We start from the raw sequence: 12,073 nt of genomic DNA, 5'->3' as shown, positions 1-12,073 counted from the left end.
GCAGCGTCGCCCGCGCCGGACAACTCCCAGAGAAGCACCGACCGCCGCGATCACCGTGACCAGCTGGTCCGAAACCTGGCCGCGACCTTAGGGCTCTCATCCAGATCCACCGCAAGGATCACGAAGTCCTCAGCCATGAGCTCCCGGTACCAGCGCGATCCGCGGACTCATCCGGGGATACGGAGCAGAGTAAACGCCCCTCGGATACCGCTCCACGATTCGCGTCAGCTTCGCCACGACCTCGGGGCATGAAGCGCAGTTGTATTGAACCAGGATCCCGGGGCGATCCGTCGGCTCCCCGGGCTCCCGACGCTCCAGAATGTGCCGCTGGATCGCCTCCGGAATCCCCTGGCCACAGATCCGGCATGGCGGATAGGACTCGACGTGGTCCTGCATGCCGGTGAGCGGGTAGACTTTGGCCGTCACCCCCTGCGTCACGACAAGGGCGCCACCTCCTGCGGCCAGCAGGCCAAGGGCCGCGTACAGACTCCAGTGCCGTCCGAGCCGTCCATCGCTTCTTCGGCGCCCGGCGGCGAGCCGTTCCTGGAGCTTCTTCTCCTTCCTGATGCGCCGTTCCTCGCTCTTGCTCATGGCGATTTCTTCGCAGGTGGCGCGCCCTGCGAGCCCTTGAGCCGCTCCCGCGCCCGGAGCACGTAGCCGCGGGCGGTGACGCCGTCTGGGGAGTCGGGCATCAGCGAGGCGATCCGCTCCCACACGGGAATCGAAGCCGCATGATCGCCCTTGATGTCGAACAGTGTCTGCCCCTTGCTCCAGAGCGCGTGGAGGTTATCCGGGTCCATGGCAAGCGCCCGATCCAGCTGCGCCAGCCCCTGCTCCACGCGACCGATGCCGGCCAGGGACACGCCGAGGTGGATCAGTGCTTCCAGGTTGTGCGGGTCCTCTCGAAGGATCCGTTCATAGACCGGAATGGCCTGAACGAACCGTCCCGCTTCGACGTCGGCATGGGCCGCCGCCAGATCGGCCGCCCGGACCCCGGCAACAGGCGCCGGGGAAGGCATCGGCATCCCCGGGGTACCGCCGCCCGGCCCACCCGTCATCGTCATGCCCTCCATACGCGGCTGGATGAACGAGCGGATCGACAGGCCGAGCAGCGCGCCGAACCCGACCAACAGCGCCGAAAACAGAACCATGCGGAACGGACTGCTGCCGCGCCTCATGACAGCAGCATCGCTCGGATCGCCGAGAACCGGCCTGCCAGGACCGCGGCTCCGAGCACGGCCGTCGCGAGCCCGCCGGCCACGCTGAGCCCACCCGAGTTCCAGCCCCCGACCATCGGATGGCCGACCGGCATCAGCGCCAGGCCAGTCAGGCTCAGCACGACGAGGCTCAGCCCGAGCGTGAACGCCGCCACCGTGAGCGGCGCATGAGAGGCGGCGACGCCGTTGCCCGTGAGGAAGAATACGGAGTCGTACAGCGGATCGAGCTCATGAGCCAGGAGCAGCCCGACGACAGACCCGAGAACGCAACATCTGGCCGGACCGATCCACCGCCGCCGGTGCCGCCGACCTCCGACATTCTTGGAGCCCCTGGCCGGCCGGGCCACTACGCCCATGCCGTAGAGCAGAAGCACCGCCCCGGCGCCGAGGTCGATGACGCGGTCGGATCTGTGCACCAGGCCGGCCGCGGCTCCGGGCGTGCCCCTGATCACCACCACGAAGGCGGCAGCAAACCCCGCCATAAACCCCGCCCCCCTCACGGCCCGGCGCCGGAAGGTTCCGGAAGCTCTCGCGTCGCCCCTGACGGAGTCGGCGACAACCGCGGCCAACGGCGCGAGGACCAGCAGGGCGCCGCGGGAAAGCGCGACAGCCGCTCCGCCGACCACCCCGGCCAGCAGCACCTGGCCGGCCAGCAACGAGTCGGCCGGGCCCATCCCGGAGCCGAAGACGAGCCACCACGCGTTGGCCGCCAGTATCGTGATGAGGAGCGCCTGGAGGGCGAGCGCTCTAGACAAAAGCCGCCTCGGGATCGCACCGGCCGGACACCGGGCACTGCACCTGTCTGACCTCGCACTGAACGAGCATCGATACGCCTCCTCTGTGAACGGCTGAGCTGGCGCCGCGTGTGCGACCAGGAGCGCGCTGTCCCAGCACCCGATGATCCGGGCCTCCGCGGGAGGTGCAGAGACTAGCGCTGCCGCTTCGTCACTCAGGAATCAAGCTGGACGGATCTCTCACGCCGGCTGTCCCGAGGTGGACGCGGGACAGCGGCGAGGGAGAGGACTACGAGGAATACTCGGGAGGCTGGAAGAAGAAGACAGGCCGGCGGAGCGGTCGCCGTGGATCGGGCTGGGGCGCCAACCTGCCCATCAGCGGCAGGAACGGGAGAGCTGCCGCAAAGGCAGCCGTCACCAGGGGCACGCCGCAGCCCAGCACGTGGGAAACCGCGGCGGTTGATTCCTCGCCGAGCCAGCGATCGCCATGCGCCGCACAGGCGACCAGCCCGGCCATCACGATACACAGCAGGACGATCATCAACACTCGCTTCATATACCCCTCTCAGGTACCTTCCCCGATATCATGGCTCGTCGCGCCTGTCAATTTCTTGTCACGCTCCTGCGATCGCCGCTCGGCGTTGGCCGGCGCGGGACGCGCCCACCAGCTTGAACGTCAAGTGGTTGAACGGGCCCCGAGCCACCGAGAGCACCACCACTGGCAGAATCAGGCTGAGCATCAAGACGCCGAGCACAACCATCCAGAACGCCGTCGGCCGAGCGCGGATGGCCTCCACGATGCCACCGGCGACCTGCGCAAGCACCTTCACCGGACGCACAGGCATCGGCAGATCTCCACACTCTCGGCCGAAATGGGCTCCTCAGCCGCCCGCTCGGTGCACAGGATCTGGCCGGCTCTCGCATGCGCCGTCACGCGCGCCCTCAGATTCAGCGCCCTGCCGAAGTACCGCCCATCCTGCTCGACGACTCGGCCGCCATGGATGCCCGCGCGCAACGAGGGGAGCAGCGGTTCCCGCTCGATCGCCTCGAACACGCTCATCGCCGTGCGCACGGCGCTAGCCCCGTCGGGGGCCACGATCAGCACTTGATCGCCGACCCGCTCGACAAGGCGGGCGCGGGAATCGAGGGCCGACTGGGCGATCTCGGCATACCGCATGGCGACGATGGCTGCATGCATGTCCCCGTGCGTCTCGGTAAGCGCGGTGAAACCGGACAGATCGGCCATCAGGAACGCGACTTCGACCTCCTGCGCGGCTCCCACAGCTCCCTCGCGAATGGTCGTCAGGTCCACCGCGCAGAGGCCGGCAGCCTCAATCCGATTGCGCGGGTCCCACCACGACAAGGCGCCGCCACATCTGGTGAACGACGGCCGCCGCGAGAACCGAAGCCCCCGCGACCGCAACGTAGATCCGGACAGGTTCGTAGTACGTCAGAAGCGCTTCGCCGCCGAACAACAGCATGAGAATCTTGTTGCAGGTCGGGCACGCGATTCCCAGAAACCCCAGAACGCCGCCGAGTCCTGCCGAACCCGTCGAACAGGCCGGGACCTTCACCATCACATACACGCCAGTAAGAACCGACATCAAAGCGAGCAACGCCATCTCGAGATCGCCTACCGGGGTCATCCGGACGAACAGTGGATTCTCCCACAAGGCGAAGACGGTCCCCAGCAGCCCGAACGTGCCCGCTGCCGCGACCACCCCGAGAAGCGCGGGCCGGACAATGGATCGGTGAACGGCTGCCATCTGTCGTGGTCCTCCTGTCGGTATAGCTTGTCTCCCGTCCGATTCCGGGGCCCAGGACCAGGCCCCTTCCTGCCAGGGGGCCGTCGATCAGGGTTCGTAGTCGGGGGAGGAGGTACCAGCAAAGGTAGAACCCTGAGAAGAAGTTCACCGCCCATTCCTCAAACCAGCGCATTCCCATGGAGGATCCTCGTCAATAGATCCCGTTCGCCTGCTGTAGCTCGCGGATATAGCGGGTTATCTGCGCCAGCTCTTGGGAGGGTAGCATCGGCTGAGGGGGCATGTCCCCAAAACGCCAGTGGTGCGCGCGCACTCCCCGCCGGACCGCCAGCTCGAAGGCGATGTCGGCGTGATGCGCCGGATGGTAAACGCGGTGGACCAGGGGTGGTCCCGTTGCACTCCCTGCTGCGTTCTCGCCGTGACATCCCAGGCAACTTCGATCGTAGGAGGACTTTCCGGCCTGCCCGGCGGGCGACAGCACCGGGATGCTGACACCCACGTTCCGACTTCCTTCCCTGGGCACCACAAACCAAGAGATACCCGCGGCAAGTGCAACAATCACGACGCCGGCGGCGATTCTTCCGCGTGTCATCCACCTCGTACCCATACGCTCCCGCTGAGACCGGCCCTCAGTGCCGCTGGTGACGGTCGGGAAGCTCCGAGCAGGCCGGGACGCCCTCGCCAAGGGAGCGAGGGCTACTTGATCTGGATGATCAGGAAATTCTTGCCGTCGTAGCCGAGGTCGAACTCGACCTTCTGCAGCGGCTTCAACCCCGCGAGCTGCGCCTTGTCCTTCACCGGGTAGGTCATCGTCATGCCGGGCATGTCGAGCGCGGGCAGCGGGCCGTGCTTGATCGTCACCGTGCCCTTGTTCCTGTCGATCTTCTGCACGATGCCGGTTCCCGTACCGCTCTTCACGTCATGCGCCCCGCCGGAGTGGTGGCTCCCAGGGTCAGCGGACTGCGCGCGCGCCGGGTCGGCGGCCGGCGCGAGCGCGAGCATGGCTACGGCGAGGATCGTTGGGTTCATGGGGCTTCTCCTTCCTCGGGGGGAACACAAGGTCGTCAGGCCTTCACGCCGTACTGGATCATCATCCCGAGGTCCTCGTGCTCGAGGTTGTGGCAGTGGAACATGTAGGTCTGGTCGCCGGGGAACGGATGCGTGAAGTCGAGCGCGATCCGCACCGACTCGCCCGGCCACGCGAGCACGGTGTCGAGCAGCCCGCGGTCCTGTGGCAACAGGCCGTTGCTGTCGGTGCCGAGGACGCGTACCTGCGCGGGCGTCCCGCGTCGCTCGAGCACGCGGAACTGGAAGCCGTGGATGTGCATTGGGTGCGGCATGCTCGCACGGCTGTTCTCGATCAGCCACGTCTCGCGGGCGCCGCGCCGCACGGTCAACGGAGTCGCGTTCATCTCGAACTGCCAACCGTTGATCGTCCAGTGTCCTTTGCCGTCGTGGGCGAGCACGATGCGTCGCGGCTTCCCCCCGGCGGGCGGCGGCGCGGGCAGCCGGCTGAGCGTCGCGGGAATCTTCTTCGCGTAGCCCGATGTGGGTTCAACGTCGATTCTCAAGATGGGCTTCTCCTCGCCGTCCATCGCGCCGCCGGCGTGACCCTCGTGCCCGCCGCCCGACGCCGCTGCGGCTTTGGGGGTGCCCGTTTCCATTGCGCCCTCATTGTGCATCGGGTCGAAGCCGAGCGTGGCAAGCACCACCGGGCGGCCCTCGCGCGCCTCACGCAGGTCGAGCAGTACGTCGAGCCGCTGTGCCGGCGTGAGGAATGCCTGGTCGACCCGTTTGGGCGCGTCGAGCAGGCCGCCGTCGGTGCCGACGAGGTAGAAGCCCAGTCGCCGCCCGCCCTGCAGGAACGCGAGGCGGTAATTGCGCGCGTTCGAGCCGTTGAGGAGGCGGAAGCGGTAGATGCGGCGCGCGGCGCTGAAGGCGGGCCGCGCGGTGAGGTTGACCAGGATCTCCTCGCCGATGAAGCCGTGGAACATCGCTTCCCGCGGCACGCCGTACTCGAGCCGCCCCTCGTGGTCGAAGCTCTTGTCCTGGAGCACAAGCGGGATCTCCGTCACGCCGAACTCGAGGCCGAGCGCGCGCCGCAGCGCCTCTTCGTCGTCGTCCGCGACGAAGAACAACCCGGCGAGGCCGCGGTACGTCTGCGGCGCGGTGATGTGGAGCGGATGCGGATGGTACCAGTACATCGACGCGCGGTCGCGCACCGTGAACCCGTAGTCGTACGCGTTGCCCGGGGCGGCGACGTAGATCCCGGTACCGTCGTTGCGGTCGTCGTTGGCGAGCCCGTGCCAGTGGATGATCGTCGGCTGGTCGAGCTCGTTCGCCATGCGCACGCGCACCTCGTCCCCGCGCCGCGCCACCAGTGTCGGGTTGAGGAATCGTTTGCCGCCCGACTCCACCGCGTAGGCCCAGAACGGCGACGCGAGGCCCGGCAGCACCGCGAGGTCGGTGCGCCGCACGCGGATCTCGCGCACCTCGGTCGCCCTCAGCACGCCGTAGAGACCGCTCGCGCCGGGCAACCGCAGGGGGTTCGAGAAATCGGCGGCGGCCCGCTCGATCTCGGCGGCCGCTCTCGCGGCGGCCCGGGCGTCGCCGTGGCCTTCGCCCGCGGGCGCAAGCCGCGCCATGCCGACCACGCCGAGCGCACCGACCCCGCCCAGAATCCCCCTGCGGGTGAGGCGAGTCATGCGGTCACGGTTGCTCACTGACCGGCATTGGGCTGCTCCCCAATTCACTAGACAGATGGGGGCGTGAGTTCGAGGCTCGCCGGCCCCTCGCTATCCCCCTTCTCGCCGTGGCGGAGGCCCGAGTGCCCCGCCCGATACCGTCAATGCCAGGGCCTACTATCGAGAACCCGGCGCTCACGGTAGCGATGCCGAGCCCCTTCCAAAGGAGCCGTCCTGCGATCATGAAACCCTCCAGCGAGCCCGCACGGACTCGCAACGTGGGTAGAGTGGCGGCTTGCCGGGGCGATGACCTAAGCGGACGCGGACACGGTACTCCGCAAGACAGACTCTTCGGGCTTAGTATCCCTCAGGCAATGAGAGAATACAGCGGACGGCTAGATCAGGAGTGCAGCGTGGAGGATGAAGAGAGGTGGACCGCTGAGGGGTACAGGCAGCCTGCCTACGACTACGGCTCGAACGTCCAGAGGCTCGACGAATCCTTCCAGCCTCAACGTGAACGCTGCGGCGTCATGTACGACGGGCTGGGCGCTACTCGTGGAAACGACGTCGTTCTCGCATGTGATGAGATGCGCCGCACCGTGGTGGCGAGGTTCACCTGACTGATCGCCCTGGTGCTCCGGCGCCAGCGTGGCACCGTGCGCTTCTCCGGAAAACTCGAAGATGTTCCCGGCGACGATGAGAATCGCCGCGAAGAGAGGCACCCACTTGGGCACGAATCGAGAACACCTAGAAACTTGCATCGCAGCAGAGCATACGGGGCGGCACCGCTCGTGTCAAGAAATGGCGCCGCCGGGTAGTGTCTCAGTTTGAAACGTGGCACTCATCGCGCCAGCCCTCCAAGCCCTCCCGGACCGCTAAGGGGATAATCGCAAGGGCCGCCAGTGGATCAGCCCACCACCAGCCGAGGCCCGCATTCAGGATCAGTCCGGCGAGGGTCGTGACTGAAAGCCAAGAGCAGGTGATCGTCTCGTAGGCATCCGCACGCAGCGCCCCGCTGCGGAGGGCCTTAGCGGTGCCTAGCTTCGCCCACCCCAGGGCGGGCATGACAACGGCGGAGATCGTGGTCAGCACGATCCCAACCCGGCTTTCCTGCGCTTCCGCGCCGAAGCCGAGAAGCCGCCGGCCAGCGTCAATGACAATGTAGACGGCGAGGCCGAGAAGGAGTGCCCCGGCGATCCGGCCAGCGCGGCGTTCCAGAACCTCGGCGCGTTTTTCATTTGCGCGGCCCCTCAGCTCAGCCCGGAGCCGCCATCCGACGACCGCCCCGCTGGCGGTCTCGACGAACGAATCAATGCCGAAACCGATGAGCGCCACGGATGACGCCAGCATGCCAGCAGCGACAGCGATCACGCCTTCTATGACGTTCCAGACCACGGTCGCTACCGCCAGCCATACGCCGCGCTGCAAGAGTCGCGTGCGGTCCATCAGGCCAGGTTCCGCCGGGCGATTTCGTCCAGCGACCATACGTGATCGGCCACTCCCGCTTCCATGGCTGGCGTCACCCGAAGCGTCTTATGACTCCGGGCGAAATTGTAGTGCATAAAAAAGTAGAGCGCCAGCACCGCCTTATGATTATCCACTTTCTTGGAGAAGCCGTTGGTCAATCGCGTGAACCGCCGCATGCTTATCTGCATCGTCAAGTTGGCTCGCTCGGAGTAGCTGGTCGAGATATGGGCCGCGTCGGGGTTGCCGGTGATCTACTGCGTCCGGGCGCCCGTGCAATGAGCCGGGCTGTAGCGCGTCTCGGCCGGGACGCTCTTGCCGGAGTCGCCCTCGTACATCTTCACCAGCATCGCGTAATCAATGTCGTTGCCAAAGGCTCCCTCGACGGCCTCCAGGTAGACCTTGTGGCCGTCCGTGGTGAGCTGGACCTTGTTGGCGAGCCGAGACGCCAGGTCGAGCATGAAGGCATGGCCTGTAAAGGCATCGCGCCGCCCCACAGCCCATGATGGGATGAGCTTGGAGTCTGCGTCAATCGCCATCCACGTCTGGTCACTCGGGGAGATCGCGGGCCTCGCGTAGGGCCTTGACATTGCCCTAAGGGGGAAGCCCTATGCTGCCTTCATGGAACACGGGCTGCTCATCGGGGAGGTGGCGGCGCGAAGCGGCGTCAGCCGCAAGGCGCTTCGGCTGTACGAGGCGCGCGGCATCCTTCCCCCGGCCCGCCGGACAGCCTCCGGTTATCGCCGCTATCCGGTCGACGTGCTGGCGCTCCTGACGTTCGTGGGGCAGGCCCGCCGGCTTGGACTCACGCTGGCCGAAATTCGCCATATCGTCGCGCTGCGCCGGTCGGGCGCGCCTCCCTGCGTCCATGTCCGGGCCCTGCTCGAGCAGAAGGCGGCCGACCTTGAAGGGATGCTCGGGGGTGTGCGTCGGACTCTCGACTCCTGGCGCGTGACTGCTGGACGACAAGCTGCCATCTGCCCGCACATCGAGGCGAAAGGAGGTGAGGCATTATGGAAAGGATCGCCGTCTCGCTCTGCCCGAACTGCATCCATTGCCCGGAAGTGGTCATCGAAGGCGAGACCGTCCGCATCGGTGAGGACGAGAACATCGTCGTCCTCAAGAAGTCGGAGTGGAACGCCCTAGTCGATGCCATCCAGTCCGGTCAGCTCGCCCGTATGTGACCGTCGGTGGGGCGCCGGGAGCGAAACCCGGCGCCCCGCGGCAGTTGAAAGAATCCGATGCAAAACGCGGGAGAAATCCGCTACTTCACGCGGGCCTGAACTTCCAGAAACAGTTAGCCCACATGCGCATGGGAGCAAATCCGGCATGATTGAAAACGGCGGCCCATGAGACATGCCCGAGCAAGATAATCCGCAGCAGGTCTGGCATCACCTAGCGAAACAGGACTCGCAACGCCTGGCCCGGCCCACGGCTCACCGCCGTGGGGCGACCCTTTCTCTGAAGATTGTCCTCACCTCCCTTTGCGCCGGGCTCACCCGCCTGCCTGGCGATCGTGTGGCGCTGTGGCAAACGTCTGCTGCATCCTCCTCCCAGCACCCTCAGCGCAGCCTTCGTTCAGCGGCCCCGCACATGCGAGCTCGACCGATACGGGCGGGGAGCGACCGAGCGATTCAGGCGTTCGTCGGGCGTCGAGAAGGAAGCATTCGCGGTCGACTAGCTCATCGACATGAGGAGCTTGACACACTCATCGGCCACCTTGGCATCAGGCTCCGGCTCACCCGGCATCGTCGCCCAACCCTGCTTCTTCACGTAGTCGGCCTGCTCGTACGACCCTGTTCCCTTCAAACCCTTGAGCTTCTGGTCTTTCTTCACGTCCTGCTTGAAACGGACGACGCACATCGCGCGAGGCGCCGGACGACGGCATCTTCGCTGATCCCGTCCGCCATCTTCCGGGCGGTTTCTCCCGTCACCCATCCACCCTAGGTGAACCCGACGATCATCGTCGCAACAATCGAGGCCACGCAGGCCCACGCGACAGCCGTCTTCGTCGGCCGGGAATCACGCCACCTCTGGCCAAAACCCACGTTCCGGTTGGTCTGTTCCATTGTCCATCTCCTCCGTTCGCGCGGCGCTCGGGTTCCTGGGTTCTCCTGACCACGGGCGGCGGCGGCTAAGCGCGCCTCGGGGCGACCAGTCGGATCAGCCAGAGCAGGGCAATCGCCCCGATGAACGCTACGAGTAGGCTCATGGAGATGCCACCGCCGGCAACGCCCAGAAACGTGGAAAAGATCCAGCCCCCCAGGAAGGCACCGATGACTCCGACGACGATATCGCCGAGCACGCCGTAGCCATGGCCGCTGACGACCCGTCCCGCCAGCGCTCCTGCGATCAGTCCGATCGGGATGAACAGAACAAGGTTCATGTCGTCACACCTTCTGGATCAGGGCCTGGAGGTCCTCGGCGTGTTCCTCCTCGACAGCCAGAATCTCTTCGAGCATCCGGCGCGTGGTGGGATCGTTCTCGCCAAGGTACCGTATGATTTCGCCGTAAGATTCGATGGCGACCCGCTCAGCCACGAGATCCTCGCGGATCATATCCACAAGATCGCTGCCTTCAACGTACTCGCTATGGCTCCGCGTCGCCAGCCCCTCCGGGTTGAAATCCGGCTCGCCGCCAAGCTGGGTGATCCGATGAGCGATGCGGTCCGCATGCTCCTGCTCCTCCGTTGCGTGCTCCAGAAACTCCGCCGCGACGGCCTGCGCATGGATGCCGGTCGCCATGAAATAGTGCCGGCGGTACCGCAGCACACAGACCAGCTCCGTCGCCAGTGAGGTATTCAGCAGGGCCAGCACGGTCTTGCGGTCTGCCTGATAGCCGTCCGTGACAGCGCCACGCTCCATGTGGACGCGGGCCCGCCGCCGAAGCTCCTTCACGTCTATCAGAAATGCGCCCGTCTTCTGTGCAGTTCCCTTGGTCATTCCCGGCTCCCTTCCCTGGTCGCTCCGACCCGATGACAACCGGGGGAGGCCGGCACAGGCCAGGCCTCCCCCTCGTGAGCTGACAGCTGCTCTGGGGCGACTACCGCCCCTCGGTGCCTACCTTCACGCCGAGCTTCGCGCCCGTGTCACCGTCCATCGTGCCGGTCGCCGGCAGCTTCTCAGATTTCTGATACGCCATCAGCGCAGCCGCCGTCCTCGGCCCCATGACGCCGTCGGTCTCGCCCGGATCAAAACCTTTGTCCTTCAGGGCCTGCTGCATCGCTCTGACCTGCGCGGACGACCCCGCCGTCCTCATGCCCGCTCCGTCACGCTTGCTGGCGTCGTAGGTCAGCTCATTCTTAACCATGCGGACGCCCGGCACTCCACGGGCAAGCTCGGAGGCGCGGGCGCTGGCCCCAATGCTCGACACGGAACCCGTAAGGATGACCGCCCCGCCGTCGGTACGCACATCGACCTTCTTGAGCTGGGCATACTTCGACAGGCGGCCTTCCACCTGGCGCGTGATGTCCTTGTCGGAGACGTCGATCACCTTTCGATCCGCGGGCGACACCACCTGCAGATCGTTTCTCACGCTCTTCACGCCCTCGACCGCCTGCGCGACCGAGGCGGCCGCGGCTTTTGCGTTGTCCGAATCGACCTTGCCGCGCAGTGACACCGCGCCATTGACCGTCTCGACGCTGACCTGTCCACCCTTGATCCGGTCATCGCCGTACAGCGCGATCTTGGTCTTTGCCGTCAACCACGAGTCGCTCATCCCGGTCTTGGCGTCCTGCGCCGCATCCTTGGCTTTCTGCTCCACCTTATCGGTGGTGCTTTGCGCCATCACGGACGCCGGTGCGGCTGCAATCGTTACCGACGCGAATACCAACGCGCCGAAGATTCTCGAACCATGCATTGTCCTTGCCCTCCCTCTATGTGATTGGTGATGGATCTTCTCGGATTCCAACCCGAGCCTGAAGTACCCCAAGACCGCGAGCACCACGACCACGACGCCGATGATGTAGAAGATGCTGGGCATGCGCGTCCCCCTTTCCCGCTTGCCATCAGTGTAGTCGTCACGGATTCGCTCGCCCATTGGGCCTAGGGCCAATACGCTTTCATCGGATGACACTGCTAACGTCATCCCTCCGGCGCGAGCGCGGTGTGAATCTCGTCGTCGTCGACGCGTGACCCGAACAGGCACCGCGCGCAAAGCGCCTCGCCCGCACAGACCGGACAGCCATCGAGGCGAGCACATGTCGAGCCGCA

At 66.0% G+C, this 12,073-nt stretch carries 17 protein-coding genes and 1 pseudogene; 2 read left to right on the top strand and 16 right to left on the bottom strand.

What is annotated here, in order from left to right; translation table 11 throughout:
- Positions 1-129 precede the first annotated feature (129 nt).
- The 10 genes from Q7W02_23360 to Q7W02_23315 all read right to left on the bottom strand — a co-directional run bounded on the left by Q7W02_23360 (position 130) and on the right by Q7W02_23315 (position 6,419).
- The gene (locus tag Q7W02_23360) at positions 130-591 is read right to left on the bottom strand and encodes a hypothetical protein (protein ID MDO8479075.1); all 462 of its coding nucleotides are present in this window, start codon (positions 589-591) and stop codon (positions 130-132) included.
- Positions 588-1,178 carry a tetratricopeptide repeat protein gene (locus Q7W02_23355; protein ID MDO8479074.1) on the bottom strand — a complete coding sequence of 197 codons (591 nt, stop codon included), beginning with the start codon at positions 1,176-1,178 and terminating at the stop codon, positions 588-590. The genes Q7W02_23360 and Q7W02_23355 overlap by 4 nt, the downstream gene beginning before the upstream one ends.
- Positions 1,175-1,972 (bottom strand): hypothetical protein, encoded by a 798-nt coding sequence (locus tag Q7W02_23350; GenBank protein ID MDO8479073.1) that lies wholly within the window; start codon positions 1,970-1,972, stop codon positions 1,175-1,177. The genes Q7W02_23355 and Q7W02_23350 overlap by 4 nt, the downstream gene beginning before the upstream one ends.
- A gap of 268 nt (positions 1,973-2,240) precedes the next feature.
- Positions 2,241-2,507, bottom strand: a complete 267-nt coding sequence (locus tag Q7W02_23345) for a hypothetical protein (GenBank protein MDO8479072.1) — start codon at positions 2,505-2,507, stop codon at positions 2,241-2,243.
- 58 nt (positions 2,508-2,565) lie between these two features.
- Entirely contained in the window at positions 2,566-2,796 is a 231-nt protein-coding gene (locus Q7W02_23340; GenBank protein ID MDO8479071.1) for a hypothetical protein, read from the bottom strand.
- On the bottom strand, positions 2,778-3,263 hold the full coding sequence (locus Q7W02_23335) for an adenylate/guanylate cyclase domain-containing protein (GenBank protein ID MDO8479070.1): 486 nt from the start codon (positions 3,261-3,263) through the stop codon (positions 2,778-2,780). Before Q7W02_23335 ends, Q7W02_23340 begins: the two co-directional genes overlap by 19 nt.
- A 19-nt stretch (positions 3,264-3,282) precedes the next feature.
- Positions 3,283-3,717 (bottom strand): hypothetical protein, encoded by a 435-nt coding sequence (locus Q7W02_23330; protein ID MDO8479069.1) that lies wholly within the window; start codon positions 3,715-3,717, stop codon positions 3,283-3,285.
- A gap of 190 nt (positions 3,718-3,907) precedes the next feature.
- A complete protein-coding gene (locus Q7W02_23325) occupies positions 3,908-4,213 on the bottom strand; it encodes a cytochrome c (protein MDO8479068.1) in 306 nt (101 codons plus the stop codon).
- Between the two features lie 197 nt (positions 4,214-4,410).
- Positions 4,411-4,743 (bottom strand): copper-binding protein, encoded by a 333-nt coding sequence (locus Q7W02_23320; GenBank protein ID MDO8479067.1) that lies wholly within the window; start codon positions 4,741-4,743, stop codon positions 4,411-4,413.
- A 35-nt stretch (positions 4,744-4,778) separates the two neighbouring features.
- Positions 4,779-6,419, bottom strand: a complete 1,641-nt coding sequence (locus Q7W02_23315) for a multicopper oxidase family protein (GenBank protein MDO8479066.1) — start codon at positions 6,417-6,419, stop codon at positions 4,779-4,781.
- 392 nt (positions 6,420-6,811) lie between these two features.
- Between Q7W02_23315 and Q7W02_23310 the strand changes: the two genes are divergently transcribed.
- On the top strand, positions 6,812-7,018 hold the full coding sequence (locus tag Q7W02_23310; GenBank protein MDO8479065.1) for a hypothetical protein: 207 nt from the start codon (positions 6,812-6,814) through the stop codon (positions 7,016-7,018).
- Between the two features lie 202 nt (positions 7,019-7,220).
- Here the strand turns inward: Q7W02_23310 and Q7W02_23305 are convergent, their stop codons facing one another.
- Both Q7W02_23305 and Q7W02_23300 read right to left on the bottom strand, forming a co-directional pair.
- Entirely contained in the window at positions 7,221-7,844 is a 624-nt protein-coding gene (locus Q7W02_23305) for a cation transporter (protein MDO8479064.1), read from the bottom strand.
- Positions 7,845-7,864: 20 nt separating this feature from the next.
- Positions 7,865-8,407, bottom strand: a pseudogene (locus Q7W02_23300) (IS1 family transposase).
- Positions 8,408-8,875: 468 nt separating this feature from the next.
- Between Q7W02_23300 and Q7W02_23295 the strand changes: the two are divergent.
- Positions 8,876-9,046 carry a hypothetical protein gene (locus Q7W02_23295; protein ID MDO8479063.1) on the top strand — a complete coding sequence of 57 codons (171 nt, stop codon included), beginning with the start codon at positions 8,876-8,878 and terminating at the stop codon, positions 9,044-9,046.
- Positions 9,047-9,539: 493 nt separating this feature from the next.
- On the opposite strand, the gene Q7W02_23290 is transcribed toward Q7W02_23295, so the two are convergent.
- The 4 genes from Q7W02_23290 to Q7W02_23275 form a co-directional block, all read right to left on the bottom strand.
- Complete coding sequence (locus Q7W02_23290) at positions 9,540-9,725, bottom strand: hypothetical protein (GenBank protein ID MDO8479062.1); 186 nt, start codon at positions 9,723-9,725, stop codon at positions 9,540-9,542.
- A 271-nt stretch (positions 9,726-9,996) separates the two neighbouring features.
- On the bottom strand, positions 9,997-10,248 hold the full coding sequence (locus tag Q7W02_23285; GenBank protein MDO8479061.1) for a GlsB/YeaQ/YmgE family stress response membrane protein: 252 nt from the start codon (positions 10,246-10,248) through the stop codon (positions 9,997-9,999).
- A 4-nt stretch (positions 10,249-10,252) separates the two neighbouring features.
- Entirely contained in the window at positions 10,253-10,804 is a 552-nt protein-coding gene (locus Q7W02_23280) for a ferritin-like domain-containing protein (GenBank protein ID MDO8479060.1), read from the bottom strand.
- Between the two features lie 100 nt (positions 10,805-10,904).
- Positions 10,905-11,843 carry a BON domain-containing protein gene (locus tag Q7W02_23275; GenBank protein ID MDO8479059.1) on the bottom strand — a complete coding sequence of 313 codons (939 nt, stop codon included), beginning with the start codon at positions 11,841-11,843 and terminating at the stop codon, positions 10,905-10,907.
- Positions 11,844-12,073: the final 230 nt, after the last annotated feature.

The sequence above is a fragment of the Candidatus Rokuibacteriota bacterium genome (genome assembly GCA_030647435.1).
Taxonomy (GTDB): Bacteria; Methylomirabilota; Methylomirabilia; order Rokubacteriales; family CSP1-6; genus AR37.
Note: the sequence above shows the minus strand (reverse complement) of the source record. Positions and strands in the feature narration are given on the sequence as shown.